Origin of the sequence: Cupriavidus phytorum, from assembly GCF_003254285.1 — a bacterium.
GTDB classification, from domain to species: Bacteria; Pseudomonadota; Gammaproteobacteria; order Burkholderiales; family Burkholderiaceae; genus Cupriavidus; species Cupriavidus phytorum.
In genome coordinates, this window is sequence record NZ_QKZN01000005.1 from 89,389 (window position 1) to 115,888 (window position 26,500).

The window sequence follows — 26,500 nt, forward strand, 5'->3', positions numbered from 1 at the left end:
TTAGAAAAATGAATTTTCTGGATTTGCCAGTATCAATTCCCTGCATTCCGTGCCAGAATCACCAGCATGCAGCTCTCCCGCATCGACCTCAACCTCTTTGTCGTGTTCGACGCCATCTACAGCGAAGGCAGCATCACCGCGGCCGCGCGCCAGCTCAACCTGACGCAGCCGGCGGTCAGCCACGCGCTGGGACGGCTGCGCACGCTGTTCGACGATCCGCTGTTCGAGCGGCGCGGGCAGGGCATGGCGCCCACGCCGCTGGCCCGCTCGCTGGCGGCCGAGGTGCGCAGCGCGCTGCAGTCGTTCGCGCGCACGCTGCAGGACACGCCGCACTTCGATCCCACCAACACCGTGCGCCGCTTCACCATCGGCATGCGCGACGCGCTCGAGTCGACGCTGTTGCCGCCGCTGATGAGCCGCGTCACGGCGGTGGCGCCGCAGGTGGAGATTGCCGCGATCCGCTTCGACCGGCGCGAGATGGAATCGGAACTGCTGGCCGGCACGCTCGACGCCGCGCTCGACATCCTGCTGCCGGTGTCGCCGGCGATCCACCATGCGCCGTTCATGGCCGACCCGATGGTGGTGCTGGCACGGCGCGACCATCCGCTGGTGAAGAAAGAGCTGACGCTGGAGCGCTACCTCGCGGCCGAGCACGTCCATGTGTCGTCGCGCCGCCGCGGCGCCGGCCTGGAGGACCAGGCCTTGCATCGCATGGGCCTGACGCGGCGCGTGCGGCTGCGCTGCCAGCACTACGCCGCGGCGTGCCGCGTGGTCAGCTGCACCGACCTGCTGGCCACGCTGCCGTTGCGCTATGCGCGCATCGCCAACGAGCCCTATGCCAACCGGCTGCTGTCGCTGCCGTTCAAGGTGCCGTCGCTGGAGCTGCACCTGTACTGGCACGCGGGCGGCGAGAATGACGGCGCCAATCGCTGGCTGCGCGAGCAGCTGATGGCGGTGATGGCCTCGCTCGGCAGCGGCATGGCCGACGTGGCCGTGGCGGGCTGACGGCGTTCGACCGCAACCCTGCCGCAGCTCGTATTCCGTTCGAATTCCATTCAGGTGCGGCGCGCGCGGGTCACACGTAAGCAATTGTTCGCGGGCTAGACCCTCGCTGTCCCGGCCCATACCATCGTCCGGTCTTTCTGCCCCCGGCAGAGCCAGCGCGAGCCCGTGCTGCACGGTGCCCGCGATGGTTGTCGCGCCGGCCGTCCGCGCTCGCGGATCCCCCGGGCAGACCCCGGGCAGAACAATCCGCCGAACTCCACCACGACGACTCAGACCGATGATTGGGAAACGCTTGCCTGCCGATTGCCCTTCCATGCCGCCGCGCCGCGCGCGGCACACCACGCTGGCCCTGACCACGCTCTGTACCGCCGCGGCGCTGGCGCTGGCCGCCTGCGGCGGCGGCGATGGCGGCGACGGTGGCACGACCTCCGGTGCCGCGCCTGGCGGGTCGGCCCCGGCCGGTGCACAGGCCAGCGCGCCTGCTGGCGGCCAGGGTGCAGCCACGTCGCCATCCCCGACCTCCCCGACCGGCGCCACCACCACTACCACGGCCGGGGCCTGCTACACCGTCAGCGGTCCCGCTCCCGCCGCCGCGCCGGGCAGCGGCATCTCGCTGCTGCCGGCGCGCGGCGGCGCGGTGAGCAACTACCGCGTACTGGAGGAGCCGCGCAGCGCCGGCCTGTGCTACGCCAACTATCGCCGCGAGCAGGTGGGCCTGCCGCCGCTGGCGGCGCGCGATCCGCTCAATGCCGCCGCGCAGGCGCATACCGACTACATGCTGGCCAACGCCACGCTGACGCACGACGAAAGCAGCGGCAATCCGGGCTACACCGGCGCTACCGCCCACGAGCGCATCCAGGCCGCCTATCCGACCGATGCCACCGCCGAAGTGGTGGCCGGCGCCAATCGCTGGACCTCGGTGGCCAACGCGCAGCTGTCGATGTCGCCCAAGGACGCACTGGTGTCGGACCTGGTCGACGCGCCGTTCCACCGCGCCGCGCTGCTGGGCAGCTATGGCTCGGCCGGCAGCGGCTTTGCCGAGCGCGTGGGCGCCAACGGCAGCGGCACCTCGGCCAGCTACTACCAGACCGTCGACCTTGCCGACCGGGTCAAGGGCGGCAGCGACAACCAGATGGTGGCCTATCCGTTCGATGGACAGAGCGACGTGCCGGTGAACTGGGTCAACACCGAGAGCCCCAATCCGGCGCCGGGCTATGAAAGCCGCACCATGGGTTACCCGGTGTCGCTGCAGGCGATCAACACCTCGCTGCAGTTCGATGCCGACAACTTCGCCATTACCGATGCGCAAGGCGCGAATGTCGACTGCATCAAGGTCGACAGCCGTTCCTCGGGCCTGAGCAGCGCGGCGCGCGGCCTGGCGGTGTGCACGCCGGTGGCGCCGCTGGCCAGCCAGCAGCGCTATACCGTGCGGGTCACGGGCCGGCTCGGCGCGCAGCCGGTGGACCTGAGCTGGTCGTTCACCACGCGCTGACCACCACGCCACGGCGCGCTCATTGCGGCGTGCCTGTCGGCAACTCTCCACGCAGCTCGATCCGCACCTGGCCTGGCGCCAGGGTCGGGTCGGCCTGCACCGCAACCGGCACCGGCGGGCGCTGTCCCGCCGGCATCGCCTGCCACAGCCGTTGCGTCCATTCCCGGATCTCCACATGGTCGGGCTCGGCTGCCCACAGCCTGAGCGGCGCTGCCGTGCCCAGGCGGGTCGCGACGGCCGCGGGATCGTCATGGGTCGAGACGGTCAGGGCGGACGCCGCCGCCGGTGCGCGCGAAGCCATCGCGGGGGCAGCCTTGCGAGCATAGGTTGACGGCGCGGAAGGCGCGGGCGCCGATGGTGCGGCTTCTGCGATGGCTGCGTCAGCGGGAGCCTGCGGCGCGGCAGCGATCGCCGGCGCCGGCGGCGCGGCCGGGCTCGCTGGTGCCGGGGCCTCGCTGTCCGGCGCGCGTTCGCGCGGAGCGCTTCGGGCCGCGTCCGTGCCGGGCGCCGCGCGAGGTGCCGGGCGGGCCGCGGGCGGCGCTGCCTTGGCGGCCGGCGGGGCGGGTTTGGGCGACGGTGCCGTCGACGCTGCCGGCTCAGGCCCGGTCGCGGCCATCTCGGTCGCCGCCATCTCGGCCGTTTCCGTCGGCAACAACGCGCCATCGTCGATCTGCCGCAGCACGATGCTGGTGGTCAGCCCGGCCACCGCCGCGACGCTGGCGGCCAGTCCGAGCGAACGCCACCACCGGCGGGTGCGCGCCGCATGCGTGGTCGGCTCCATCATGGAGGATGGTGCGGCGTTTCGTGTCGAATCCGCAGCCTGTGCCCGCAGCCACGCCGCCGCATCCGGACCGAGGCGCGCGCCGAGTACGTCCTCCGCGGCGGCGCCGGCGGCCACGCGTGCCAGCACCGCATCGCGCCGCGCCGACTGGGCCGCCTGCAGGCGCGCGGCTTCTTCCAGCACGGCCGCGGCCAGCGCCGGCGGCGCGGCAAAGGGCAGGGCCGCGGCGTCGGCCTGGTGGCGCCCGGCTTCCTCCTGCGCGGCGCGCGCGGCCGCAAGCACGGCGGCTTCCAGTGCCGCCGGCGGCGGGTAGGGCGGAAGTGCTTTCAGCAGGGCCGAGAGCCGGTCCTCGCCCGCGATGAAACGTTCGGCCGCCTGCGATGCGGCGTGGCCCGCGCTCATGGCCCCGACTCCGGCACGCTGCCGGCCAGGTCCGCGCGCAGGCGCGCAAAGGCATAGCGCAGCCGGCTCTTCACGGTCTCGAACTTCTCGCCCAGCATTGCGGCAATTTCTTCGACGCTCATATTGCTGAAGAAGCGCAGCACCACCACTTCGCGCTGCGCGACCGGCAACTGCAGCAGCGCGCGGTGGACGTGCTGGGCATGCTGTCGCAGCTGCAGTTCGGCTTCCGGCGACAGGTCGTCGGTGGGCAGCTCGGGCAGGTGTTCGTCCAGCGCGTCGCGCTGGCGCGCATCGGCGCTGCGCACCTGGTCGAGCCAGGCATTGCGCGCGATCTGGAACAGGAAGGTGCGGAACGCCGCGCTCGGCTGGTAGTCGCCGCAGCGGGTCATCAGCTTGACCCAGGTCTTCTGCGCGAGGTCCTCGGCTTCGCCGGTATTGCCCTGGCACAGCCAGGCCAGGTAGTTGTAGAGGCCAGCGTTATGCCGGCGGAACAGCTCGGTGACCGGCTGCTCGATGATGCCGCCCGCGACCAGCAGCATCAGGTCGTGGTCGGGCAGCGTGCGCAGCGCGTCGGCGGGCGCAGCGGATGGCGCAGCGGATGGGGCGGGGGCAAAGGCCTGCATGCGCCCGAGTATAGGAGAGCGCGGGGCGGCGCGACAGTCCGCGCCACCCTGCGGCGGCGGCGCGCCGAGGTGTGGCTCAGCGCGCCGCATGCCCGGCCGGTGCGCCGCCATGAGAGGCGGCCGGCGTTGCGGTGGCCAGGCTCTGCGCCAGGTCCACCAGCTTGACGAACTCGCCGCGGTAGCCGAAGCGGTCGGCGCCGCGCGCGCCTTGCGCCAGAGCGCGCGCGTCGGCGTAGCGCCAGTCGCCGGTGAACTTGCCGCCGCGCAGTACCTGGCCGAAGCCGGCCACCGCCGCGGCAAAGCGGAAGTCGTCGTCGCCCTGCGCCAGCGGGCGCAGCGCCTGCCGCGCCACGGTGACATCGAGCAACTGGCTGGTGCCGGCCGCCGGCAGCTTGTAGCGCAGCCGCACATGCGCCAGCTCGCCATCGCGCCCCGGCGCCGGCGCCGCGCGCTGGTAGCGCAGCGGGTCGACCAGCCCGGGCTGCCCCGCCAGCGTCAGCTCGTACAGCGCGGTCACGGTATGGCCCGCGCCGATATCGCCGGCATCGACCTTGTCGTTGTTGAAATCCTCGCGCGCCAGCATGCGGTTTTCATAGCCGATCAGCCGGTACTCGGTCACCGTGGCCGGGTTGAACTCGACCTGGATCTTCACGTCGCGCGCAATCGTCGCCAGCGTCGAGCTGATCTCGCTGACCAGCACCTTGTTGCCTTCCATCAGGTTGTCGATGTACGAGTACGCGCCGTCGCCGGCATCGGCCAGCTGCTCCATCAGCTGCTCGTTGTAGTTGCCGGTGCCGAAGCCCAGCGTCGACAGCGACACCCCCGACTTGCGCTTGTCCTCGACCATGCTCTTGAGCTGGCGGAAGTCGGTCACGCCCACGTTGAAGTCGCCGTCGGTGGCCAGCAGCACGCGGTTGATGCCGCCGGCGATATAGCTCTGCTGCGCGGCCTGGTAGGCCAGCGCAATGCCGCTGGCGCCGGCGGTGCTGCCGCCCGCCACCAGCTGGTCGATGGCCGCGCCGATGGCAGCCTTGTCGCTGCCCGGCGTGGGCGGCAACGCCACGCGCGTGCTGCCGGCGTAAGTGACCAGCGTGATGCGGTCCTGCGCGCGCAGCTGGTTCACCAGCAGCTTGAGCGAGGACTTCAGCAGCGGCAGCTTGTCCGGCGCGTTCATCGAGCCCGATACGTCGACCAGGAACACCAGGTTGGCCGCGGGCAGCGCGCCGCTGGCCACGTCCTTGCCCTTGATGCCGATGCGCAGCAGCACATTGGACGGGTGCCAGGGCGCTGGCGCCAGTGCGGTGTGCACGGCGAACGGGCGGCCGTCGGCGGGCTGCGCGTAGTCATAGGGAAAGTAGTTCAGCAGTTCTTCCACGCGCACGGCATCGGCCGGCGGCACGCGGCCGGCATTGAGCAGGCGCCGCACATTGCTGTAGCTGCCGGTATCGACATCGATGCTGAAGGTGGACACCGGTGCCTGTGCCACCAGCCGGACACCGTTCTCGTCGATGGCGCCGTAGCGTTCGCGCTCCTCCGGCGCGGGTGCCGGCAAAGCGTAGGGGTGCGGCATTGCCAGTGTGGCGTGCGGTTCGATGCTGTGCATTTCCGCGACGGGTTTGGACTGCGCTGCCCTGGCGGCGTGGTCGCGGTCGGCAGGCGGCGCCGGAGCAATCGCTGGCGAAACGGGCCGGGAGGTCTGTTCGGGCAGTGGCCGCGAAGGGCCGCCGCATGCGGCCAGTGCCAGCGCCAGCGTGGCGGCAAGGCTGGAAAGAAGGACCGGTGCGCGTGGTTGCATGTTGTTCTCCTGGAAGGCCGCGGGCGGGGCGCCGGCGTGACGGCCTGTCGATGTAACGGGCCACGCGGACCGGCGGGGTTAATAGGGCGAAAAATTTTTCACCACCCGGTGCCCGGGCTGGATGAGGCGCGCGCAAGACTTCCGTCCTCGCGGGATGCCCGGATCGCCACTACAATCGTTGGATCCTTCTGCCGGAGATCTCGCATGGCTCACCCTGACCTCACTTCGATGGCGTGGCGCGGCGCGCTGGCGCTGGCCCTGTCGGCGCTGCTCGGTGCCTGCGGTAGTCCGGGCGGAAGCACGGCCACCCCGGCCGCCTCCACTACGCCGGCAGCAGCGACTCCGCCCGCGGCGCTGCCGCCGGCGCCGGAGGTGGCCTCCGGCTACCGCCCCGGCATGGCCACGGTCTACGCGCAGCGCCATATGGCAGCCGCGGCCAATCCACTCGCCACCGAGGCCGGACGCGCGATGCTGCGCCAGGGCGGCTCGGCCATCGACGCCGCCATCGCCATGCAGGCGGTGCTGACGCTGGTCGAGCCGCAGGCCACCGGCATCGGCGGCGGCGCCTTCATCATGTACTGGGACGGCAAGAACGTGCAGGCCTTCGACGGCCGCGAGACCGCTCCTGCCGGTGCCACGGAAAACCTGTTCATGCGCCCGGACGGCAAGCCGATGTCGTTCAGCGAGGCCCAGATCGGCGGGCGCTCGGTCGGTACCCCGGGCGTGATGCGCGCGCTGGAGATGGTCCACCGCAAGCACGGCCGCCTGCCCTGGGCCAGGCTGTTCCAGCCGGCCATCGAGCTGGCGGAGAAGGGCTTCCCGATCTCGCAGCGGCTTTACACGCAGGTCGCGGCCGACAAGTTCCTGGCCAATTCGCCGGAGATGGCGGCGTACTTCCTCGATGCCCAGGGCAAGCCCAAGCCGGCCGGCACGGTGCTGAAGAACCCGAAGCTGGCGCAGACGCTGCGCGACATTGCCCGGCGCGGCGCAGGCGTGCTCTACGGCGGCCCGATCGCGCGCGACATCGTCGCCAAGGTCAACGGCGGCAGCAATGCCGGCTCGCTGTCGCTGGCCGACCTCGGCAGCTACCGCGCCAAGCAGCGCGTGCCGGTGTGCACCGACTACAAGCGCTACAAGGTCTGCGGCATGCCGCCGCCGTCGTCGGGCGGCATCGCCATCGCGCAGATTCTCGGCACGCTGCAGGCGCTGGAAACCAGGAACCCCAAGTACGCGCTCGCGGCGCTCAAGCCGCAGCCCGTGAACACGCCGGCGCAGCTCGAAGCCCATCCCGACGCCGTCCATGCGATTGCCGAAGCCGACCGGCTGGCCTATGCCGACCGGGGCCTGTACGTCGCCGATGCGGATTTCGTTCCGGTCGACGTCAGCGGCATGGTCAACCCGTCCTACCTCGCCGCGCGCGCCGAACTGATCGGCGAGCAGAGCATGGGCAAGGCCCAGCCGGGCACGCCACCCGGCGCCACGGTGGCTTACGCGCCGGACCGCTCGCCGCCGCGCGTTTCCACCTCGCAGATCGTCGCGGTCGACGACCGCGGCGGCGCCATCTCGATGACCACCACGATCGAGTCGTACTTCGGCTCGCATCTGATGGTGCGCGGCTTCATGCTCAACAACCAGCTCACTGATTTCTCCTTCGTGCCCAGCGAAAACGGCAAGCCGGTGGCCAACCGCGTGCAGCCGGGCAAGCGCCCGCGCTCATCGATGGCGCCGACGCTGGTGTTCGACCGCCAGAGCGGCCAGCTGGTGGCAACGGTCGGTTCGCCGGGCGGCTCGCAGATCATCGAGTACGTATCCAAGGCGCTGGTCGGCATGCTCGACTGGAACCTGGACCCGCAGGCGGCGATCGGCATGGGCAACTTCGGCAGCCGCAACGGCCCGACCGAAGTCGAGCAGGGCCTGGTCTCGCCGGGGCTGGTGCAGGCACTGCAGGCGCGCGGCCACCAGGTGACGGCGATCGAGATGACCAGCGGCACGCAGGCGATCGTGCGCCGCCAGGGGCCGGATGGGAAGACGGTGTGGGCCGGGGGAGCGGATCCGCGGCGGGAGGGAGTGGCGCTGGGGGATTGAGCGAAGCCGGGGCGTGCGCGACTTCACAACGACTGGGCGCTGCGGGATGCCACAGGTCCAGTCGTCGCCGTCTGGCCCCCGGCATCGGCTGCTAAACGTTCATATAGCTCTGGTACTCATACTTCGCGCCAAGAATTCCGGCAATCTCGACAAACGCGGCAGTGACGGCATCGGAGCGTGATGCCGAGTAGTCGAACAACAGTTCGAATCCGCTCGACCGCCAGGCCCCGGCGCTCGTTCCCGGCGGCCGGTTCCTGGCAGGAACCTTGAACTCAAGGGTTACCGCGTAGTAGCCGCCGCCCTTGGCGGGGAGAATCTCCGTGAAGCGTATTGTGGAGATCGACCAGTAGGGGAAGCGGAAGCTATCGTCGTCGAAGCGGAAGCCCGACCATGCGCGGTCTCGCGAGCGGAACACCACAAGCGAATCGCCAGCGGGTGTCGTCGCATCGTGCTGGTCGGCCAGATCCATGCAGGAAACCATCGCGGCGTCGGAACCCTCGCCACCCGACTCGACGTCCAGGTATTGCCCGATCGTCGCCAGCAGGTCCTCATAGAGGCGGCGGGTGCCTTCACGCCGGCCTTCCGCTTCATCCGTCAGGAAAAGTCGCTTGAACCGTGCCTTTTCTCCGACCTGGAGTGGCACTTCGAGCCGTTGGCGCAGTGTCTCGTTGGCGGGGGCAGTGGCGAGCGTGCCGTTGGTACGGTCCGCTAGCCAGAACAGCAAGACCGTCTGCACGGCAGGCACTGCCACCAGGGTGGCCAGGCCGGCGAGGGCGCCATAGTCTGACCACACCTTCGATGCTGCAATGGCGGCAGGGAGCAAGTAGCAAAGCCAGAACATCCTTTGATTTGGTGTTTCTGTGGATTCTGGCGATTATGCCGTGCTTTGCCGCGCCGAAAAGAAAACGCCCCTGCAAGCCTTCAGGCTTGCAGGGGCGTGGGAATGGAACCGCTCAGCCCTCAGCCCTTCGCCTTCTTCGCATACTCCCACCCCATCTCGGCCATCGGCCGCGCGCGCTTGCCCGCGTCGGTGGCCTGCGCCGACGAGGCGGTGCCGTCGACCACGCGCTTCATGATGCCCTGCAGGATGCCGGCGATGCGGAACATGCTGAAGGCCAGGTAGAAGTTCCAGTCGCCGGTGATGGGGCGGCCGGTGCGCTGCTCGTACAGGCGGCGGTAGCTGGCTTCATCGGGGATGCCGAGCGCGGCGAAGTCGAGGCCGGCGATGCCGCGGAACTGGCCCGGGGCGATATGCCAGCTCATGCAGTGGTAGCTGAAGTCGGCCATCGGGTGGCCCAGCGTCGACAGCTCCCAGTCCAGCACCGCCAGCACGCGCGGCTCGGTCGGGTGGAACATCAGGTTGTCGAGCCGGTAGTCGCCATGCACGATCGAAGTCAGGTCGGCGTCTTCCTGCGGGATATGCTGCGGCAGCCAGTCCATCAGGGAATCCATGGCCGGGATCGACTCGGTCTCGGACAGCTTGTACTGCTTGGTCCAGCGCTCGATCTGGCGCTGGAAGTAGTTGCCGGGCTTGCCGTAGTCGCCCAGGCCGATGGCGTTGTAGTCGACCGAGTGCAGCGCGGCGATGACGCGGTTCATCTCGTCGTAGATGGCGCTGCGCTCGGCCGTGCCCATGCCGGGCAGCGACTGGTCCCACAGCACGCGGCCCGCGACGAATTCCATGATGTAGAAGGCGCGCCCGATCACGGACTCGTCCTCGCACAGCGCGTACATGCGCGCCACCGGCACATCGGTGCCGGCCAGCGCGGCCATCACGCGGTACTCGCGCTCGATCGCGTGCGCCGACGGCAGCAGCTTGCTCTTGGGGCCGGGCTTGGCGCGCATCACGTAGGTCTGTCCCGGCGTGACCAGCTTGAAGGTCGGGTTGGACTGGCCGCCCTTGAACTGCTCCACGGTCAGCGGGCCGGCAAAGCCCTCCACGTGCTGGCGCATCCAGGCCTCGAGCGCCGCAGTGTCGAAACGCTGCTGGTCGGCCACCGGGCGCGTGCCTTCGAAGTGCGATACGTTGCTGGTCATGCTGTCTCCGTTGGTTTTCTGTTCGGGTTCGATAAGGAAATCGGGGGCGGGGAACCTCAGCCGGCCGGCTGGCGTCCGCGCAAATACTGGTGCAGCAGCACTTCCATGGTGGTGTGGCGCGAGCCGCTGTGCACGGGCGTCGGCGGCGAGTAATTGGTCATGCGCACCACCCAGTCGAGCGGCCCGTCGCCCATGTCGAGCACATTGATGCAGCCGGCGGTCTGCAGCAGCGAGCCGAAGAACACGCGCCGTCCGCAACTGATGGCCTGCGACAGGATGGCGCGGTTGGTGCCGCCATGCAGCACCATCAGCACGGTATCCCAGTCGGGGTCGTCGCGCAGGCGCGCCAGTGCGGGCAGCACGCGGTCCAGGAAGGCGCCGACGGTCTCGCCGTTGAGAAAGCGCTTGTGTTCCGGCACCTCGCCTTCGAAGGCGCCGACGAAGGCGTCACGCAGGTTTTCATCGGCAATGGCGGACAGGTCGCCGCCGCGGATTTCCTGCAGCTCGGGCCAGACTTCGGGGACGATGCCGTCCATCTCTCGCAGCTCGGCCAGCACGCGTTGCGCGGTCTCCACGGTACGCGGCAGCCCGCTGACGATGACGCGGTCGAAGCGGATCTGCTCCGCGGCAAAGGCGCGGCCGGCGGCGGTGGCCTGCATGCGGCCGGTCTCGTTCAACGGCACCAGCTCGGGCAGGGCGGTGCGGCGCCCGGCGTCGTCGAAGTAGGAAACCGCACCATGCCGCATCAGGTAGATGCGGCGACGCGAGGACGGCGGCAATTCCATGCGTGGTCTCCTTGCATTGTGCCGGCATGCCCGTCTGCGCGGGCTCGCCGTGCTGATGATCCGCCCGTGCGGATCAGCGGTACTGCGGCTTGCGCTTCTCCAGGAAGGCACTGATGCCTTCGCCGCCGTCGGGGTGATGCAGCGCGGCGACGAAGCTGTCGCGCTCGGCCAGCAGGTGCTCGGCGCGCGACGCGGTGGCGGCATGGTTGATCAGCGCCTTGATGCGGCCGACCGCGTGCGGCGACTGCCGCGCCAGGCCCGATGCCAGGCGCAGCGCTTCGTCCAGCGCCTGGCCCGGCTCGGTGACGCGGTTGACCAGCCCGAACTGCGCCAGCCGGGCGGCGTCGACCGGCTTGCCTTCCATCATCAGCTCGCTCGCCAGCGGCCGCGGCAGCGCGCGTGCGATCTCGTACGAGCCGCCGCCGTCAGGGGTCAGGCCCACCGACACGTAGGCCATCACGAACTTCGCATCGCTGGCCGCGACCACGAAGTCGCACGCCAGCACCACCGAGAAGCCCGCGCCCGCGGCAGCGCCTTCCACCGCCGCGATGATCGGCTTGGGAAAGGCGTGCAGCGACTCGATCCAGCCGTTCAGCAGCGCGATGCTGGCGGCCTGCACCTCGGGCGGCTGGCTGCGGTTGCCGAGCAGCCGGTTCAGGTTGCCGCCGGCGCAGAAAATGCCATCGGCGCCGGTGATGATGACCGCGCGCAGCGTGTCATCCACCGCGGCCTGTTCCAGCGCCTGCTGCGAGGCTGCGTAGATGTCCGGGTGCAGCGCATTGCGCGCCTCGGGGTTCGAGATGGTCAGCACCAGCGTCGAATCGACGCGGCGGGAAAGCAGCTGTGCGGGCATGGGCGGGGGCTCGGTGGGGGCGGGCGGGAGGCCGGGAGGCTGGGACGGCGGACCGGTTACTGCTCTTCGGCCAGCAGCGACAGGCCCAGGCCGGCACGGCGCCACAGCCACGGGCTCGGGCGGTAGCGCATGTCGCCGGTCAGCGCTTCCATGTTGCGCAGCGTCTCCAGAACCAGCTGCGGGCCGACCGCGTCGCCCAGTGCCAGCGGGCCCTTCGGATAGCCGAGGCCGAGGTTCACGGCGAGATCGATATCCGACGGCGTGGCGATGCGCTGCTGCGCGATATCGCTGGCGATATTGATGATGCAGCAGAGCACGCGCTGGGCCACGAAGCCGGCCGAGTCGCGGATCACCGTGACCGGCACGCCGTCGCTGGCGAATAGGCCGTGCGCGGCATCGCGCGCAGCGGCGCTGGTGGCCGGCGTGGTCATCAGCGTGCGGCGTTTGGTGGCCTCGAACGGCAGCAGCGTGTCGATAGCAACGGTGCGGGCCGGGTCCAGGCCCTGCTGCAGCGCGCTGGTGGTGGCGTCCAGGCCTAGCGGCGTGACGATGATCAGCGCCTCGGCCGACGGCTGGTTGCCGCCTTCCGGGGTCACGCCGAGCGCGCCCAGCAGCTTGGTGACCATGGCATGGCCGCGCTCGCTGGCGTGGCTGACCCATACGCTCGACGGGCGCGCGCCCGGCACCGCGGCGGCGGCCGGCACCTGCTTCTGGCCATCGGCGTAGGCATAGAAGCCGGCGCCCGCCTTGCGCCCGATCAGCCCGCCGACCGCGCGGATCGCGGTGATCGGCGACGGACGGTAGCGCGGCTCCTGGTAGAACTGGTTGTAGATCGATTCCATCACCGGGTGCGACACGTCCAGCCCGGTCAGGTCCATCAGCTCGAACGGACCCATGCGGAAGCCGGCCTGCTCGCGCATGATGTTGTCGATGTCGGCGAATCCGGCCACGCCTTCCTGCGCGACCTTCAGGCCTTCGATATTCATGCCGCGGCCGGCATGGTTGACGATAAAGCCCGGCATGTCCTTGCAGCGCACCGGCGTATGGCCCATGCGGCGCGACAGCGCCATCAGCGCGTCGCCCACCGCCGGGTTGCCGGACAGGCCGTCGATGACCTCGACCACCTTCATCAGCGGCACCGGGTTGAAGAAGTGGTAGCCGGCGATGCGGTCCGGATGTTTCGAACCGACGGCGATCGCGGTGATCGACAGCGACGAGGTATTGGAGGCGATGATGGCGTCCTCGCGCACGATCGCTTCCAGTTTCGCGATCAGGTCGCGCTTGACCTCCAGCTTCTCGACAATGGCTTCGAGCACCATGTCGCAGCCGGCCAGGTCTTCCAGCGCGCCGCACGGCTTGACGCGGGCCAGCGTGGCCTCGGCGTCGGCGGCGCTGAGCTTGCCCTTGTCGGCGAGCTTGGCCAGCGTGTCCTGCAGGTACTTGCGCGCGGCTTCCACCGCCTGCGGGTTGGCGTCGTACAGGTTGACGGTCAGGCCTGCCTGCGCGGCGATCTGCGCGATGCCCCGGCCCATGGCGCCGGTGCCGACGATACCCAGCGTATCGATGGTGAAAGTGCTCATCATTCGTCCCAAAAGTTGTGGTTAAATTAGCACGATCGTACGTTTTTTGCACCTTCCGCGACAGACCGGCGGGGCAGGCCGCGTGCGCTGATCGGCCAGCCGGTTCACTGCAGACGCCGGATGGTCCACAATCCCCCGTTCCACGCCATGCGATGCGGGGACCATTCCCATAACGGAGACAGACGACATGCTGAAGCTCTGCGGATTTGCCGCCAGCAACTACTACAACAAAGTGAAGCTGGCGCTGCTGGAAAAGAACGTGCCGTTCGAAGAGGTGCTGGCCTGGATCGGCGAGACCGACCCGTCGGCGACGCCCGCGGGCAAGGTGCCCTACATCATCACCGAATCCGGCCCGCTGTGCGAGTCCGAGGCCATCGCCGAATACGTGGAGGCGGCCTACCCGCAGACGCCGCTGCTGCCGGCCGATCCGTACCAGGCGGCCAAGGTGCGCGAGATCATCGTGTTCCTGGAGCTCTACCTGGAGCTGACCGCGCGAGAGCTGTACGCGGAAGCCTTCTTTGGCGGCAAGGTCAGCGACGGCGTCAAGGAGCGCCAGCACAAGCTGCTGAGCCGCTATATCCCCGCCTTCGCCAGCCTGGCGAAATTCTCGCCCTACATCGCCGGCGACCGCTTCACGCTGGCCGATTGCGCCGCCGCGGTGCACCTGCCGCTGGTGTCGTCGTGCACCAAGATCATCTACGGCACCGACATGCTGGCGGAACTGCCGGTCAAGGACTACCTGAAGACGCTGTCGCAGCGCGAGTCGGTGCAGAAGGTCAATGCCGACCGCAAGGCGAATACCGAGCTGATGATGAGCCGGAGGAAGTAAGCGCAGAGGGGAGCAAACCGCCCCCACAAGAAAAAAACGCCCGCGATCCGCGGGCGTTTCCGTTTCATCTCAGAGCTTCGCCAACCGCTCCAGCGCCAGCGCCAGCGTCTCTTCCTTCTTCGCAAAGCAGAACCGCACCACGCCCGATTCGCGCGGCTGCGAGTAGAAGGCCGAGACCGGGATCGCGGCCACGCCGATCTCGCGCGTCAGCCACATGGCGAAGTCGGCCTCGCTCAGGTCCGAGATCGCGGAATAATCGACGCACTGGAAATACGTGCCGTCCGACGGCAGCAGCTTGAAGCGCGACCCCGCCAGCCCGGCGCGGAAGAAATCGCGCTTGGCCTGGTAGAACGCCGACAGCTGCAGGTAGGGCGCCGGATCGGCCATGTAGTCGGCCAGGCCGTGCTGCACCGGCGTGTTCACCGTGAACACGTTGAACTGGTGCACCTTGCGGAACTCGGCCATCAGCGCGGCGGGCGCGGCGACGTAGCCGACCTTCCAGCCGGTCACGTGATAGGTCTTGCCGAAGCTCGAGATGACGAAGCTGCGGCGCGCCAGCTCTGGATGGCGCGACACCGATTCATGCGGCTGGCCATCGTAGACCATGTGTTCGTAGACCTCGTCCGACAGCAGCAGGATGTCGGTGCCGGCCAGGATCTGCGCCAGCTGGTCCATGTCGCCCGCGCGCCAAATCGTGCCGGTGGGGTTGTGCGGCGTGTTGACGAGGATCATGCGCGTGCGCGGCGTGATCGCGGCGGCGAGCTTGTCGAAGGGCACGCGGAACGCGGGCGCTTCCAGCGCGACCGGCACCGCGGTGGCACCGGCCAGTTCGATCGCGGGCAGGTAGCTGTCGTAGCACGGCTCCAGCACGATGACCTCGTCGCCCGGATGCACCGCGCACAGGATCGCGGTCAGGATGCCCTGGGTGGCGCCCGCGGTCACCGTGATCTCGCTGTCCCAGCTGTACTGGTGGCCATACAGGCTGGCGATCTTGGCGGCGATGGCCTGGCGCAGGCGCGGCACCCCCGCCATCGGCGGATACTGGTTATGGCCGGCGCGCATGGCACCGGCCACGGCATCGACGATGCTCGGGTCGCAGTCGAAGTCGGGGAAGCCCTGGCCCAGGTTGACCGCATTCTTTTCGGCGGCGAGCGCCGACATCACGGTGAAGATGGTGGTGCCGACGTTGGGCAGGCGCGACGGCGGCGGCGTCAGGGGGGCGAGCGTGGTGTCTGCGGACATAGAGCGCGAGTCAATGCAGTAGGAACGGTAGGCAGGCGTGCGGCAGCGCAGGGCGGTGCCGCGAGCCGCCATTCTAAAGCGGATCGGCCGCCGTGGCCGGGCCCAGCGCGGCCAGCCAGGCGCCGAATGCCGGCGGCGTCATCACTTCGACGCCGCTGCTGCGGCGCAGGCGGCTGCGCAGCTTGAGCACGGCCTTGTCCTTCGACACCAGGCAGGCGGCGCCGGCAAAGTGGGCCAGCTCGACGAACTTCTGGTCGTCGGTGTCCTTGCAACGCGGCAGGCGTAGCGCGTCGCAGTCGGCCTGCGGCGGCGCCGCCTCCAGGCTGGCGAGGCGGTCGACGGTGGCGAGCGCGGCGCCGATATCGACTTCAAAACGGGCAAATTGCGGATAGGCCAGCACCCGGCGCAGTTCCTCGCGACAGTCCGCGCGGATCACCGGGGCGATGGTGCCGGCTTCCAGCGCGGCGCGGATCGGCTCGACGTGCGGATCCCGGAACACCAGCAGGTCGACCCAGATATTGGAGTCCAGCACCACGCGCGGCGCGGATGTGATGCCGGCGGGGCGGCCGGCGTCCCCGGCAGTGCCGGCGGGCAGGATGGTTGCGGTGGTGTCGAGGCGCATTCGCTACAATCTGGGCTTGTTTGTCCTTGGCTACTGCCGCGATTTTGCCATGCTCATCGTTTTGTCTCCCGCCAAGTCGCTGGACTACGAGACTCCCGCCCGCATCAAGACCCACACGCTGCCGCGCTTCATCGACCGTTCCGCCGCGCTGATCGAGCGCCTGCGCCGGCTTGCGCCGCAGGACGTGGGCGCCCTGATGGACATCTCCGACAAGCTCGCGGTGCTCAACGTGACCCGCTACGCCGACTGGTCGCCGACCTTCACCGCGGCCAACAGCAAGCAGGCGGTGCTGGCCTTCAACGGCGATGTCTACGACGGCCTCGAGGCGAAATCGCTGTCGGCCGACGAGCTTGGCTTTGCACAGAAGCACCTGCGCATCCTGTCCGGGTTGTACGGCGTGCTGCGCCCGCTGGACTGGATGCAGCCGTACCGGCTCGAAATGGGCACGCGCCTGGACAATGCCGCCGGCAAGGACCTGTACGCGTTCTGGGGCGACGACGTCACGCAGCTGCTCAACGCCGATATGGCCGAGCTCAAGCAGGAGGGCGCGCCGGTGCTGATCAACCTGGCCTCGGAAGAGTATTTCAAGGTGGTGCGGCCCAAGGTGCTGCAGGCGCGCATCGTCACGCCGGTGTTCGAGGACTGGAAGGGCGGCCGCTACAAGATCATTTCGTTCCACGCCAAGCGCGCGCGCGGCACCATGGCGCGCTACGCCGTGGCGCACCGCGTGACCGAGCCGGAGAAACTCAAGCGCTTCGCCGAGGACGGCTATGCCTTCGACAAGGCGGCCTCGGACGCGACCCGCTGGGTGTTCCGCCGTCGCCTCGAAGACTGACCACGCGTCCTGAACCCATCGCCACGAGACCGCCAGCCATGCTGCATATCTCTTCGCATTTCGATTCCGGTGCCATCGAGGTCGAGGCGCTCGACCGCGCCGACGATATCCGCCTGCGCATCCGTGCCGATTCGCATGCCGACTTCCGCCAGTGGTTCCATTTCCGGCTGCAGGGCGCGGCCGGGCAGGCCTGCCGCATGCATTTCCTGAACGCGGGCGACTGCACCTATCCGGACGGCTGGCGCGACTACCGCGCGGTGGCGTCGTACGACCGCGCCAACTGGTTCCGCGTGCCGACGCGTTTCGACGGCCAGGTGATGACGGTGGAAGTCACGCCCGAGCACGACAGCATCTGGTTCGCGTATTTCGAGCCGTATCCGGACGAGCGCCACCTGTCGTTGCTGGCAAGCTGCCAGCGCTCGCCGCTGGCGCGGCTGTCGCATCTCGGCAGCACCGTCGACGGGCGCGACATGACGCGCGTCACCATCGGCGCGCCCGGTCCCGGCAAGTCGACCATCTGGATGATTGCGCGCCAGCACCCGGGCGAAAGCATGGCCGAGTGGTTCGTCGAGGGCGTGCTGCAGCGGCTGACCGGCACCGGCGTGTGGGCGGGCGACCCGGTCGCGCGCAAGCTGCTCGAGCGCGCGGTGTTCCATATCGTGCCGAACATGAACCCCGACGGCTCGGCGCGCGGCAACTTGCGCACCAACGCCGCGGGCGCCAACCTGAACCGCGAGTGGATGGCGCCGAGCGCGGATACCAGCCCCGAGGTCTACCACGTGCGCCGCGCGATCGAGGCAAGCGGCTGCGACATGTTCTTCGATATCCATGGCGACGAGGGCCTGCCGTACAACTTCGTCGCCGGCAGCGAGATGCTGCCCGGCTTCACCGAAGCGCGCCGGCGCGACCAGCAGCGCTTTATCGAGGCCTTCAAGCGGGCGTCGCCGGACTTCCAGGACGTGCATGGCTATGCGGCCAGCAAGTACAACGCCGACGCGCTCAAGCTGGCGTCGAAGTACATCGGCCATACCTTCGGCTGCCTGGCGCTGACGCTGGAGATGCCGTTCAAGGACAACGCCGACCTGCCGGATCCTGCGGTCGGCTGGAATGGCGCGCGCAGTGCGCTGCTGGGAACGGCGATGCTGCAGGCGATACTGGATTATCTGGGCTGAGCCGAGGCATCGGCACGCTAGTGGTTTTCTCCCCTCTCCCATTTATGGGAGAGGGGCGGGGGAGAGGGCCGGAGCTTCCACGGAGTGAAGCGTCATCGTGCTTGCCGTGCGCCTGCCCTCTCCCCCAGCCCCTCTCCCGCAAGCGGGAGAGGGGAGCCAGCCAGCGCCCGCATCGGCGTGCGCTGTCTTGCTGCGCCTACTGCTTCTTCTTGCTCTTGCTGCTCGCCTTCGCCGACGTAGACTTGGCGGAGCTCGACTTCACGGACTTCGATGCCGACGCCTTGCCGGACTTCGACGCCGTGCTCTTGCCCTTGGCCCCCTTGCGGCTCTTGCTGGCCGAGGTGCGCGTGGCGGTGGGTACCGCCGGCGCCGCGGCGGGCTCGCTGATGGTGGCGCCGCTGCTGTCGAGCAGCTCGTACGCCAGCATCATGCCGTCGTCATAGCCGCAGCGCACCTTCACCGGCTGCCAGTCTTCGCTGCCCTTGCGCTTGTGCGCGGTAGCGGCGAAGGTGACTACCGAGCTGACCGGCACGGCCTGCTTGCCCGGCGAGAAACGCCCGCTCCAGGGTTCGGTGGTGGCCTGTCCCGCGGCGAGTGCGCCGGTAGGGATCTTCAGCGCATCGTAGGTGGCCGAGCGCGGCACCACCCAGCTCGCGTGGGCGGCGCAGTCGGCCACGTCGCTGCTGGCGTTCTCGGTCTTCATCAGCTGTTCGCGCATGCGCGCGCGGTACTCGGACAGGCTGACGCGGCCGCGGTCGGGCAGGTTGATGGTCTTGGTGGGAGGCGAAGCGGAAGCGGCCGGGGCGGGGAGAGCTGCGGGACGGGCTGGTACCGGTGCGGGTGTGGCGGTTGCAGGAGCAGGCGCCGGGCTGGCGGCGGTGCCGGCGGCTTCGTCCGGCAGGTTGGCGCAGCCTGCCAGCGCGATCGCACCGGCTACGGCGGCGGCCACCATGCGCAGCCGGCTGCCGAGCATTGCGGAGATTCGTCGGATCACGGTGTTAGCGTTGTGAGCGTGTGTGCTTGCCTGGGATTGCCCGCCGGCGTCAGGGGCCGGCAGCCAGGATGGGTTCGCAAAGGATTGCCATGATAGAGGAAACCCATCTGCCAAAGTTCCTAAATCTTGTTACCCATTCTTCTAAAGCCTGGCCGACACGCTAACGCCCGCGCGAAGTGATCCCGGCGCGGGCCCGCGGTTTCCGAAGCGAACCCCGGCGGCGCAGCCGGGCCCGGGATCGCAGCGGTTTTCAGGCCACGCGCGACGGCATCGCGCGCGTAAAGCGCAGCAGTTCGTCCAGCAGGCTGTTCAGGTCATGCCGCAGCTTGGCAAAGCCGGCGGTATGCGTGAGGCCGGTCTCGTCCATGTAGAGCTTGCGGTTGACCTCAAGCTGCAGGCTGTGGCGGCCGGCCTGCGGCTGTCCGACCACGCGCACGATCTCGACGCCCTTGTACGGGTGGTTGCGCCAGACCTCGTAGCCCATCTCCTTGAGCAGCCCTTCGACGCGGTCGGTGAAGCGCTTGTCGCAGGTGGTGCCGTCGCGGTCGCCGACGACGAAATCCGGATGCTCCAGTCCGGGGAATTCGGTCGCGAACGGCGCGGCGTGGCTGGGCATCGAGTGGCAGTTGATATGCCAGGCGCTGCCATGGCTGGCGACGGCACGCTCGGCCAGCTTCTGCAGCTGCGCGTAGTAGGGCAGGTAGCAGCGTTCGATGCGCGCCTGCACCTCGGCCACGCTCAGCTTGCGGTCGTAGATGGCTTCGCCGGTGTCGAGCACGCGCCAGACCAGGCCCTTGCCCAGCCGGGTCTTGGCGGTCTCCTGCCTGGCGCCGGGCCACGGCGCGTCGAGCAGGGCTTCGTCGATTTCCTCGAGCGCGCGGTTGGCGTCGAGGTAGCTGCGCGGAAAGCCCGCGCACAGCAGCGGGATGCCGCGCGCCGGGGCGCCGGCGTAGAGCTCGTCGACGAAGGTGTCCTCGGCCTGGCGCAGCAGCGGCAGCGGCAGCGCCGGATCGGGGCGGAAGTCCGTCGGGTAGGTGGTCGCGCTGTGCGGCGAGTCCAGGAACAGCGCCGCGGGCTCGCCCTCGGGCTGGTACAGGCAGAACGGACTGTCCGCGCTGGTTCGGTCGGTGTCGGTCATGGTGTGCGGTGCGTTCAGTCGAGCGAGATCTTGGCGGCGGCGGCGACGCGCTTGTTCTTGGCCACTTCGCTCTTGATCTGCGCGGCAAAGTGCGCCGGGGTGTCGCCCACCGGGGTCGCGCCGAGCTTCTCCAGCTTGGCCTTGACCTCCGGCAGCGCCAGTACCTTGACCGCGGCGGCATGGAGCTTGTTCTGCAGGTCGGCCGGCAGGTTGGCCGGCGCGATCAGGCCGAACCAGGCGGCGTCGTTGACTTCGCCGAGGCCCAGTTCGGCAAAGGTCGGCACATTGGGCAGCGCGGCCACGCGCTTGGGTGCCGCCACTGCGAGCGCGCGCAGCTTACCGCCCTCGATAAACGGCAGCGACGACGGCAGGTTGTCGAACAGCACCTGCACCTGGCCGGCCAGCGCGTCGTTCAGCGCCGGGCCCACGCCCTTGTACGGCACGTGCAGCAGTTCGGTCTTGCTGCTCAGCTTGAACAGTTCGCCCATCATGTGCGAGACGCTGCCGTTGCCGGCCGAGCCATAGGCCAGCTTGCCCGGCTGCGCCTGCGCCAGCGCGATGAACGACTTCATGTCGGTGGCCTTGACCGACGGGTGGATGCTCATCACGTTCGGCACCGAGGCCAGGTTGGTGATGGTGGTGAAGTCCTTGGTGGCATCGTAGGACAGGCGCGGGTACACCGCCGGGTTGATGCCGTGGGTCGAGGCCGTGGCGATGCCCAGCGTATAGCCGTCCGGCGCGGCCTTGGACAGGAAGGTGGTGCCGATGCTGCCGCCGGCGCCGCCGCGGTTATCGACCACCACGGCCTGGCCCAGCTGCTGGCCGAGCTTGTCGGCGACGATGCGCGCGACGATGTCGGTGGTGCCGCCCGCCGGGAACGGCACCACCAGCGTGATCGGCTTGGTCGGATAGCCGGACTGGGCGGCGGCGCTGAACGACAGGCCGGTGGCGAGGGCGGCCGAGGCGGCGGCCAGGACGCGGAGCAGGTGGCGACGTTGCATGATTTTCGTGGCGAAAGGTATCAAGGAAGAGACAAAGGCGTTTTCACGATTCTGCTCGTGCAAGCAGGACCCTCGCAAACGAAATAAAATCCCTAGCTCATTCCATTTGGTCGTGAAGTAGAGGTGATTTATGCGACGCCTATGTCCGTCGCTGACCGAGTTGCACGCCTTCGAAGCGGCGGCGCGACACAATAGTTTTACCGTAGCCGCCCGCGAGCTGCATGTCACGCAGGGCGCGGTCAGCAAGCAGGTGCGCAGCCTCGAGGCCTACCTCGGGGTCGAGCTGTTCCAGCGGGTGCGCCAGCGGCTGGTGCTGACCCCCGCCGGCGAGCGCTATCTCGAGCGCATCGCGCCCAGCCTGAACGAGCTTGAGGCGGCCACGGTGGAGCTGATGGCGGGGCAAGGGCGGGGCGGCGTGCTGCATATCGCCAGCATGCCGACGCTGGGCGCCAAGTGGCTGATCCCTCGCCTGCCGCAGTTCTTCGCGCGGCATCCGGAGGTAACGCTGGAGTTCGTGCCGCACGCGCAGGGCTACGATTTCTCCGAACCGGATCTCGATGCCGCGATCCGCTTCGGCGATGGCGTCTGGCCCGGCAGCCTGGCCGACTACATGACCGGCCGCGAGGTGCTGCCGGTATGCCGGCCGGGCCTGCTGGCGGCCGAGCCCGATGGCGTCGCGCCGACGCCGGCGGCATTGCTGCGTTACCCGCTGCTGCACCACACCACCGTGCCCGAGGCCTGGCCCGACTGGTTCGCCACGCTGGGCCTGCCCACGCGCGACGCCTGGAGCGGGGCGCGTTTCGACCAGTTTTCCCTGCTGACGCAGGCGGCGCTGTCGGGGCTGGGCATCGCGCTGATTCCGCGCTGCCTGATCGAGGCAGAGCTGGCCAGCGGCGCGCTGGTGGTGGCGCATCCCGCGCAGGTGCTGGCCAAGAAGGGCTATTACCTGTGCTATCCGGAGCAGAAGCAGCACCTGCCGGCGTTGCGCACGTTCAGGGCGTGGGTGATGGAGGGGGCGGACCTGGCACGGCCTGGGTGAGGGGCAGGTTCCAGCATGCCGGTGGTTTGCTCCCCTCTCCCGCAAGCGGGCGAGGGGAGCCTTGTTCGGGCGGCGTTGGCTGCGGCGCGCGTTGCGCGTTTCAAGTCTTACTTCGACAACACCTTCATCGCCTGCTCTAGCCCCGCCAGCGTGACCGGGAACATCCGTCCCTTCATCAGCTGGTTGATCACCGTGATCGACTGCCGGTACTGCCACAGTCCTTCCGGTTCGGGGTTGAGCCAGACGAAGTGCGGGAACTGCTCGGTCATGCGGTTCAGCCACACCGCGCCGGCCTCGGCGTTGTTGTACTCGACCGAGCCGCCCGGCTGCAGGATCTCGTACGGGCTCATGGTGGCGTCGCCGACGAAGATGATCTTGTAGTCGGGTGTGTACTTGTGCAGCAGGTCCCACGTCGCCAGTTTCTCGGCGTGGCGGCGGCGGTTGTTCTTCCACACGTAGTCGTACAGGCAATTGTGGAAGTAGTAATACTCCAGGTGCTTGAACTCGGTCTTGGTGGCCGAGAACAGTTCCTCGACGCGCTTGATGTGGTCGTCCATCGAGCCGCCCACGTCCATCAGCATCAGCACCTTGACCTTGTTGTGGCGCTCGGGCCGCAGCTTGATGTCGAGCAGGCCAGCGTTGGCCGCGGTGGAATGGATGGTGTCGTCGAGGTCCAGCTCGGTGTCGGCGCCTTCGCGGGCGAAGCGGCGCAGCCGGCGCAGCGCGACCTTGATATTGCGCGTGCCCAGTTCGACCTGGTCGTCATAGTCCTTGTAGGCGCGCGCCTCCCACACCTTGATCGCGGTGCGGTTGCCCTTGGACGGGCCGCCGATGCGGATGCCCTCTGGGTTGTAGCCGCCATGGCCGAACGGCGAGGTGCCGCCGGTGCCGATCCACTTGTTGCCGCCCTCGTGCTTTTCCTTCTGCTCCTCGAGCAGCTGCTTGAGGCGCTCCATCAGCTTGTCGAGGCCGCCCATGGCCTCGATCTTCGCCTTTTCCTCGGGCGACAGCTCGCGCTCCAGCGTCTTCTGCAGCCAGTCGAGCGGGATGTCGGACTTCCAGTCGACCAGGCTCTCCACGCCCTTGAAGTAGGCGGCGAAGGTCTGGTCGAACTTGTCGAAGTGCTTCTCGTCCTTCACCAGCGTCATCCGCGACAGGTAGTAGAACTCGTCGATGGAGGGCGTGATGACCTGCGCCTTGAGCGCTTCCAGCATGGTCAGGTATTCCTTGACCGACACTGGCAGCTTGGCGTGGCGCAGCGAGAAGAAGAAATCGATCAGCATGGGGCCTCGCTTTCAGTCGGCGCGGCGCGTCAGCGCGGGCGCTCGAGCTGGAATTGCAGGTGTTGCCGCACCGCCGGCCATTCGCTGGCGATGATCGAGAACACCACGGTGTCGCGCAGCGTGCCGTCGGGCATGCGCATGTGGTTGCGCAGCACGCCGTCCTGCCGCGCGCCCAGGCGGGCGATCGCGGCGCGGCTTTGCTGGTTCATCCAGTGCGTGCGGAATTCCACCGCGATGCAGTCGAGATGGTCGAAGGCATGGCCCAGCAGCATCAGCTTGCACTCGGTGTTCAGCGGCGTGCGCTGGACCCGGCGCGCATACCAGGTCGAGCCGATCTCGACGCGCCGGTTGGCCGCGTCGATATTCATGTAGGTGGTCATGCCGGCCAGCTCTCCGGCCGCGTCGCGCACCGCGAACGGCAGCATGGTGCCGCGCTGCTGCAGGTCCAGGCGCCGCGCGATCTCGGCCTCCATGCGCTCGGGCGCCGGCACGCTGGTGTACCAGAGCTTCCACAGCTCGCCGTCGGCGCAGGCGGCGCGCAGGCCGTCGGCGTGCTCGGGGCGCAGCGGTTCCAGCGTGGCGTGCAAGCCCGCCAGGGTCACGGGTTGTGCAAAAACGGTCGTGTCGGTCATCGGGCTTGGCCGCGCGCTCAGCGGTTGGCGCGGTTCATGAACACCAGGCGCTCGAACAGGTGCACGTCCTGCTCGTTCTTCAGCAGCGCGCCGTGCAGCGGCGGGATCGCGGCCTTCTTGTCCGGGCTCTTGAGCGCCTCGGGCGGGATGTCCTCGGCCATCAGCAGCTTGAGCCAGTCGATCAGCTCGGAGGTCGACGGCTTCTTCTTCAGGCCTGGCAGGTTGCGCATCTCGTAGAACGATTCGAGCGCGGCGGCAACCAGCTCGCGCTTGATGCCGGGGTAGTGCACGTCGACGATCTGCTGCATCGTCTCGGCATCGGGGAACTTGATGTAGTGGAAGAAGCAGCGGCGCAGGAAGGCGTCGGGCAACTCCTTCTCGTTGTTCGAGGTGATGATCACCAGCGGACGATGCTTCGCCTTGACCAGCTCGCGGGTCTCGTAGACGTAGAACTCCATGCGGTCGAGTTCGCGCAACAGGTCATTGGGGAATTCGATGTCGGCCTTGTCGATCTCGTCGATCAGCAGCACCACCTGCTGGTCAGCTTCGAAGGCCTGCCACAGCACGCCCTTGACGATGTAGTTGCGGATGTCGTGGACGCGGTTGTCGCCCAGCTGCGAATCGCGCAGGCGCGACACGGCGTCGTACTCGTACAGGCCCTGCTGCGCCTTGGTGGTCGACTTGATATGCCATTGCAGCAGCGGCATGCCCAGCGCGGCGGCGACTTCCTCGGCCAGCATGGTCTTGCCGGTGCCGGGCTCGCCCTTGATCAGCAGCGGGCGCTGCAGCGTGCGCGCGGCATTGACGGCGAGCTTGAGGTCGTCGGTGGCAACGTACTGGTCGCTGCCTTCGAAGCGGACCGGCTGGGAGGAGGCTTGGGCGTTGGCGGTGTTTGACATGAGGCAACCTGAGGTGGCGGCCGCTCGCGGGCGAGGGCCGGGTTGGCGTGCTGGGCGCGGTCTCTTCGCGCTGCAAGGCGCGCTTTCGTTATGGAACACAGGGTCCGTGGCGGGCGCCCGCGTGCCGCTGGCGGAGCATACGCGAACGGTCGTGCGGATTCCCGGAATGGGCCAGTATAAAAGACCTTTGCGGTTCATGTTGGGGCGTGCCGACAGGGTTCCGCCGGCGCCGGCCGCTGGCTGGACTGGCAGGTGCCGGCTGCGGTACAATGCGGCGGTTTGACGCGCCCCCACGTCCAGTTCACCAGTATCCGGCAGTCCGCGTTCAGAAGTCCCAGCGGCCCTTCCGGGTCGCGGCGATTGCGCGAGGTGGTTCCAGAATGGTGTTCCACTCCCCGGCAAACCGACCGGATGCGACATCTCTGGCGGGTTGCACCCCGGCCAACCGACTGGCTGCCCTGGTTGCTCCGCAGAAGCATTCTGAAACCGTCTCCGCCCGGCAGGGCAGGTCACACGGTTTAACTTCCAATCCGCAAAGACAATGAAAAAGCTCCTCACGATGGTGGTGCTGGGCGCGGCTGCAACGGCCGCGCAGGCGCAGGAAGTCAAGGGCAATGGAGACGCTGCCAAGGACAAGGTTGCAATGTGCATCGGATGCCACGGCATTCCGGGCTACCGCGCGTCCTTCCCCGAGATCTATGAAGTGCCGCTGCTGGGCGGCCAGAGCGCCAAGTACATCGAGAACGCGCTGAAGGCCTACCAGAAGGGCGAGCGCAAGCACCCCACCATGCGCAGCATCGCCGCGACGCTGACCGAGCAGGACATCGCCAACGTGGCGGCCTACTACTCGCAGCAGAACGCCGGCACGCAGAACAATTCCCTCAAGTAAGAGACCCACATGAAGACGCTCAAGACGCTTTCGTTCGCGCTCGGCGCACTCGTGCTGGGTGCTGTCGCCATGCCGGCCTCGGCCGCCGACCTTGCCAACGGCAAGACCCTGGTCGAAAAAGGCAACTGCGTGGCCTGCCACGGCGCCGGCATGAACAAGCCGATCTCGCCCGACTACCCCAAGCTGGCCGGCCAGCATGCCGACTATCTGTATCACGCGCTGATGTCCTACCAGGTGTCGGGCAATGCGCTGGTGGGCCGTTCCAACGCGATCATGGCCGGCCAGGTCAATGCCAATCCGGCGGTCACCGACAAGGACGGCAAGCCGCGTCCGTTCACGCGCAAGGAGCTGAAGGACATGGCCGCCTACATCGAGTCGCTGCCGGGCGACCTGGTGCTGAAGAAGTAAGCGCCGGCGGCCAGGCCGCCTGCAGGCAAGCAAGCCGCTTCGCTGGAAGCGGCTTTTTTTTCGTCCGCGGCGCGGGCGC

25 protein-coding genes are annotated in these 26,500 nt (G+C 68.5%); 9 read left to right on the forward strand and 16 right to left on the reverse strand.

Annotated elements, in window-relative coordinates:
* Positions 1 to 66: 66 nt before the first annotated feature.
* Positions 67 to 1,005, forward strand: coding sequence for a LysR family transcriptional regulator (locus tag C7416_RS14600; protein WP_111519590.1), 939 nt, complete (start codon positions 67 to 69; stop codon positions 1,003 to 1,005).
* A 313-nt stretch (positions 1,006 to 1,318) separates the two neighbouring features.
* Complete coding sequence (locus C7416_RS14605; RefSeq protein WP_240988152.1) at positions 1,319 to 2,497, forward strand: CAP domain-containing protein; 1,179 nt, start codon at positions 1,319 to 1,321, stop codon at positions 2,495 to 2,497.
* 19 nt (positions 2,498 to 2,516) lie between these two features.
* Here C7416_RS14605 and C7416_RS14610 read toward each other — a convergent pair whose 3' ends face one another.
* The 3 genes from C7416_RS14610 to C7416_RS14620 all read right to left on the reverse strand — a co-directional run bounded on the left by C7416_RS14610 (position 2,517) and on the right by C7416_RS14620 (position 6,098).
* Positions 2,517 to 3,680 (reverse strand): hypothetical protein, encoded by a 1,164-nt coding sequence (locus C7416_RS14610; protein WP_111519592.1) that lies wholly within the window; start codon positions 3,678 to 3,680, stop codon positions 2,517 to 2,519.
* Positions 3,677 to 4,303, reverse strand: a complete 627-nt coding sequence (locus tag C7416_RS14615; protein WP_111519593.1) for a sigma-70 family RNA polymerase sigma factor — start codon at positions 4,301 to 4,303, stop codon at positions 3,677 to 3,679. Before C7416_RS14615 ends, C7416_RS14610 begins: the two co-directional genes overlap by 4 nt.
* Positions 4,304 to 4,379: 76 nt before the next feature.
* Positions 4,380 to 6,098, reverse strand: coding sequence for a vWA domain-containing protein (locus C7416_RS14620; RefSeq protein WP_111519594.1), 1,719 nt, complete (start codon positions 6,096 to 6,098; stop codon positions 4,380 to 4,382).
* Between the two features lie 204 nt (positions 6,099 to 6,302).
* On the opposite strand from C7416_RS14620, the gene ggt reads away from it, so the two are divergent.
* On the forward strand, positions 6,303 to 8,183 hold the full coding sequence (gene ggt, locus C7416_RS14625; RefSeq protein ID WP_111519595.1) for a gamma-glutamyltransferase: 1,881 nt from the start codon (positions 6,303 to 6,305) through the stop codon (positions 8,181 to 8,183).
* Between the two features lie 91 nt (positions 8,184 to 8,274).
* Here the strand turns inward: ggt and C7416_RS14630 are convergent, their stop codons facing one another.
* From C7416_RS14630 to C7416_RS14650, 5 genes are all read right to left on the reverse strand, one after another.
* Entirely contained in the window at positions 8,275 to 9,006 is a 732-nt protein-coding gene (locus tag C7416_RS14630; protein ID WP_240988153.1) for a hypothetical protein, read from the reverse strand.
* Positions 9,007 to 9,143: 137 nt separating this feature from the next.
* On the reverse strand, positions 9,144 to 10,220 hold the full coding sequence (locus C7416_RS14635; RefSeq protein ID WP_111519597.1) for a phosphotransferase: 1,077 nt from the start codon (positions 10,218 to 10,220) through the stop codon (positions 9,144 to 9,146).
* A gap of 56 nt (positions 10,221 to 10,276) precedes the next feature.
* Entirely contained in the window at positions 10,277 to 11,005 is a 729-nt protein-coding gene (locus C7416_RS14640) for a histidine phosphatase family protein (protein ID WP_111519598.1), read from the reverse strand.
* Positions 11,006 to 11,078: 73 nt separating this feature from the next.
* Entirely contained in the window at positions 11,079 to 11,858 is a 780-nt protein-coding gene (locus C7416_RS14645) for an oxepin-CoA hydrolase, alternative type (RefSeq protein ID WP_111519599.1), read from the reverse strand.
* A 56-nt stretch (positions 11,859 to 11,914) separates the two neighbouring features.
* Positions 11,915 to 13,438: a 3-hydroxyacyl-CoA dehydrogenase gene (locus C7416_RS14650; protein WP_111519600.1), complete on the reverse strand. Its 1,524-nt coding sequence runs from the start codon at positions 13,436 to 13,438 to the stop codon at positions 11,915 to 11,917.
* Positions 13,439 to 13,625: 187 nt separating this feature from the next.
* Between C7416_RS14650 and C7416_RS14655 the strand changes: the two genes are divergently transcribed.
* Complete coding sequence (locus C7416_RS14655) at positions 13,626 to 14,267, forward strand: glutathione S-transferase (protein WP_111519601.1); 642 nt, start codon at positions 13,626 to 13,628, stop codon at positions 14,265 to 14,267.
* 69 nt (positions 14,268 to 14,336) lie between these two features.
* Here the strand turns inward: C7416_RS14655 and C7416_RS14660 are convergent, their stop codons facing one another.
* Together C7416_RS14660 and C7416_RS14665 are read right to left on the reverse strand one after the other, a co-directional pair.
* A complete protein-coding gene (locus C7416_RS14660) occupies positions 14,337 to 15,509 on the reverse strand; it encodes a pyridoxal phosphate-dependent aminotransferase (protein ID WP_111519889.1) in 1,173 nt (390 codons plus the stop codon).
* A gap of 73 nt (positions 15,510 to 15,582) precedes the next feature.
* The gene (locus C7416_RS14665) at positions 15,583 to 16,131 is read right to left on the reverse strand and encodes a PIN domain-containing protein (RefSeq protein ID WP_111519602.1); all 549 of its coding nucleotides are present in this window, start codon (positions 16,129 to 16,131) and stop codon (positions 15,583 to 15,585) included.
* Positions 16,132 to 16,180: 49 nt separating this feature from the next.
* Here C7416_RS14665 and yaaA point away from each other — a divergent pair, with 49 nt between their 5' ends.
* Together yaaA and C7416_RS14675 are read left to right on the forward strand one after the other, a co-directional pair.
* Positions 16,181 to 16,966: a peroxide stress protein YaaA gene (yaaA, locus tag C7416_RS14670; RefSeq protein ID WP_111519890.1), complete on the forward strand. Its 786-nt coding sequence runs from the start codon at positions 16,181 to 16,183 to the stop codon at positions 16,964 to 16,966.
* Positions 16,967 to 17,004: 38 nt separating this feature from the next.
* Positions 17,005 to 18,138, forward strand: a complete 1,134-nt coding sequence (locus C7416_RS14675) for a M14 family metallopeptidase (protein WP_111519603.1) — start codon at positions 17,005 to 17,007, stop codon at positions 18,136 to 18,138.
* 196 nt (positions 18,139 to 18,334) lie between these two features.
* Here C7416_RS14675 and C7416_RS14685 read toward each other — a convergent pair whose 3' ends face one another.
* The 3 genes from C7416_RS14685 to C7416_RS14695 all read right to left on the reverse strand — a co-directional run bounded on the left by C7416_RS14685 (position 18,335) and on the right by C7416_RS14695 (position 21,271).
* The gene (locus tag C7416_RS14685; RefSeq protein ID WP_146604280.1) at positions 18,335 to 19,132 is read right to left on the reverse strand and encodes a BspC domain-containing protein; all 798 of its coding nucleotides are present in this window, start codon (positions 19,130 to 19,132) and stop codon (positions 18,335 to 18,337) included.
* Between the two features lie 250 nt (positions 19,133 to 19,382).
* Positions 19,383 to 20,270, reverse strand: a complete 888-nt coding sequence (locus tag C7416_RS14690; protein ID WP_111519604.1) for an N-formylglutamate amidohydrolase — start codon at positions 20,268 to 20,270, stop codon at positions 19,383 to 19,385.
* A gap of 14 nt (positions 20,271 to 20,284) precedes the next feature.
* A complete protein-coding gene (locus tag C7416_RS14695; RefSeq protein ID WP_111519605.1) occupies positions 20,285 to 21,271 on the reverse strand; it encodes a tripartite tricarboxylate transporter substrate binding protein BugE in 987 nt (328 codons plus the stop codon).
* 130 nt (positions 21,272 to 21,401) lie between these two features.
* Here C7416_RS14695 and C7416_RS14700 point away from each other — a divergent pair, with 130 nt between their 5' ends.
* A complete protein-coding gene (locus C7416_RS14700) occupies positions 21,402 to 22,310 on the forward strand; it encodes a LysR substrate-binding domain-containing protein (protein WP_111519606.1) in 909 nt (302 codons plus the stop codon).
* Positions 22,311 to 22,417: 107 nt separating this feature from the next.
* Here the strand turns inward: C7416_RS14700 and C7416_RS14705 are convergent, their stop codons facing one another.
* From C7416_RS14705 to C7416_RS14715, 3 genes are read right to left on the reverse strand one after another with little or no spacing between them, the layout of a single operon-like run.
* Positions 22,418 to 23,593, reverse strand: coding sequence for a vWA domain-containing protein (locus C7416_RS14705; protein WP_111519607.1), 1,176 nt, complete (start codon positions 23,591 to 23,593; stop codon positions 22,418 to 22,420).
* Between the two features lie 29 nt (positions 23,594 to 23,622).
* Positions 23,623 to 24,225: a GNAT family N-acetyltransferase gene (locus C7416_RS14710; protein WP_111519608.1), complete on the reverse strand. Its 603-nt coding sequence runs from the start codon at positions 24,223 to 24,225 to the stop codon at positions 23,623 to 23,625.
* Positions 24,226 to 24,242: 17 nt separating this feature from the next.
* On the reverse strand, positions 24,243 to 25,124 hold the full coding sequence (locus tag C7416_RS14715) for an AAA family ATPase (RefSeq protein WP_111519609.1): 882 nt from the start codon (positions 25,122 to 25,124) through the stop codon (positions 24,243 to 24,245).
* Positions 25,125 to 25,665: 541 nt separating this feature from the next.
* Between C7416_RS14715 and C7416_RS14720 the strand changes: the two genes are divergently transcribed.
* Together C7416_RS14720 and C7416_RS14725 are read left to right on the forward strand one after the other, a co-directional pair.
* Positions 25,666 to 26,013 (forward strand): c-type cytochrome, encoded by a 348-nt coding sequence (locus C7416_RS14720; protein ID WP_111519610.1) that lies wholly within the window; start codon positions 25,666 to 25,668, stop codon positions 26,011 to 26,013.
* A gap of 9 nt (positions 26,014 to 26,022) precedes the next feature.
* Positions 26,023 to 26,421 carry a c-type cytochrome gene (locus C7416_RS14725; protein ID WP_111519611.1) on the forward strand — a complete coding sequence of 133 codons (399 nt, stop codon included), beginning with the start codon at positions 26,023 to 26,025 and terminating at the stop codon, positions 26,419 to 26,421.
* The last annotated feature ends 79 nt before the right edge of the window (positions 26,422 to 26,500 follow it).

Excerpts from the sequence above, each read along its gene's own strand:
- C7416_RS14600 (WP_111519590.1), top strand. The coding sequence starts at position 67 with ATGCAGCTCTCCCGCATCGACCTCAACCTCTTTGTCGTGTTCGACGCC.
- C7416_RS14605 (WP_240988152.1), top strand. The coding sequence starts at position 1,319 with ATGCCGCCGCGCCGCGCGCGGCACACCACGCTGGCCCTGACCACGCTC.
- C7416_RS14610 (WP_111519592.1), bottom strand. The coding sequence starts at position 3,680 with ATGAGCGCGGGCCACGCCGCATCGCAGGCGGCCGAACGTTTCATCGCG.
- C7416_RS14615 (WP_111519593.1), bottom strand. The coding sequence starts at position 4,303 with ATGCAGGCCTTTGCCCCCGCCCCATCCGCTGCGCCATCCGCTGCGCCC.
- C7416_RS14620 (WP_111519594.1), bottom strand. The coding sequence starts at position 6,098 with ATGCAACCACGCGCACCGGTCCTTCTTTCCAGCCTTGCCGCCACGCTG.
- ggt (WP_111519595.1), top strand. The coding sequence starts at position 6,303 with ATGGCTCACCCTGACCTCACTTCGATGGCGTGGCGCGGCGCGCTGGCG.
- C7416_RS14635 (WP_111519597.1), bottom strand. The coding sequence starts at position 10,220 with ATGACCAGCAACGTATCGCACTTCGAAGGCACGCGCCCGGTGGCCGAC.
- C7416_RS14640 (WP_111519598.1), bottom strand. The coding sequence starts at position 11,005 with ATGGAATTGCCGCCGTCCTCGCGTCGCCGCATCTACCTGATGCGGCAT.
- C7416_RS14645 (WP_111519599.1), bottom strand. The coding sequence starts at position 11,858 with ATGCCCGCACAGCTGCTTTCCCGCCGCGTCGATTCGACGCTGGTGCTG.
- C7416_RS14650 (WP_111519600.1), bottom strand. The coding sequence starts at position 13,438 with ATGAGCACTTTCACCATCGATACGCTGGGTATCGTCGGCACCGGCGCC.
- C7416_RS14655 (WP_111519601.1), top strand. The coding sequence starts at position 13,626 with ATGCTGAAGCTCTGCGGATTTGCCGCCAGCAACTACTACAACAAAGTG.
- C7416_RS14660 (WP_111519889.1), bottom strand. The coding sequence starts at position 15,509 with ATGTCCGCAGACACCACGCTCGCCCCCCTGACGCCGCCGCCGTCGCGC.
- C7416_RS14665 (WP_111519602.1), bottom strand. The coding sequence starts at position 16,131 with ATGCGCCTCGACACCACCGCAACCATCCTGCCCGCCGGCACTGCCGGG.
- yaaA (WP_111519890.1), top strand. The coding sequence starts at position 16,181 with ATGCTCATCGTTTTGTCTCCCGCCAAGTCGCTGGACTACGAGACTCCC.
- C7416_RS14675 (WP_111519603.1), top strand. The coding sequence starts at position 17,005 with ATGCTGCATATCTCTTCGCATTTCGATTCCGGTGCCATCGAGGTCGAG.
- C7416_RS14690 (WP_111519604.1), bottom strand. The coding sequence starts at position 20,270 with ATGACCGACACCGACCGAACCAGCGCGGACAGTCCGTTCTGCCTGTAC.
- C7416_RS14695 (WP_111519605.1), bottom strand. The coding sequence starts at position 21,271 with ATGCAACGTCGCCACCTGCTCCGCGTCCTGGCCGCCGCCTCGGCCGCC.
- C7416_RS14700 (WP_111519606.1), top strand. The coding sequence starts at position 21,402 with ATGCGACGCCTATGTCCGTCGCTGACCGAGTTGCACGCCTTCGAAGCG.
- C7416_RS14705 (WP_111519607.1), bottom strand. The coding sequence starts at position 23,593 with ATGCTGATCGATTTCTTCTTCTCGCTGCGCCACGCCAAGCTGCCAGTG.
- C7416_RS14710 (WP_111519608.1), bottom strand. The coding sequence starts at position 24,225 with ATGACCGACACGACCGTTTTTGCACAACCCGTGACCCTGGCGGGCTTG.
- C7416_RS14715 (WP_111519609.1), bottom strand. The coding sequence starts at position 25,124 with ATGTCAAACACCGCCAACGCCCAAGCCTCCTCCCAGCCGGTCCGCTTC.
- C7416_RS14720 (WP_111519610.1), top strand. The coding sequence starts at position 25,666 with ATGAAAAAGCTCCTCACGATGGTGGTGCTGGGCGCGGCTGCAACGGCC.
- C7416_RS14725 (WP_111519611.1), top strand. The coding sequence starts at position 26,023 with ATGAAGACGCTCAAGACGCTTTCGTTCGCGCTCGGCGCACTCGTGCTG.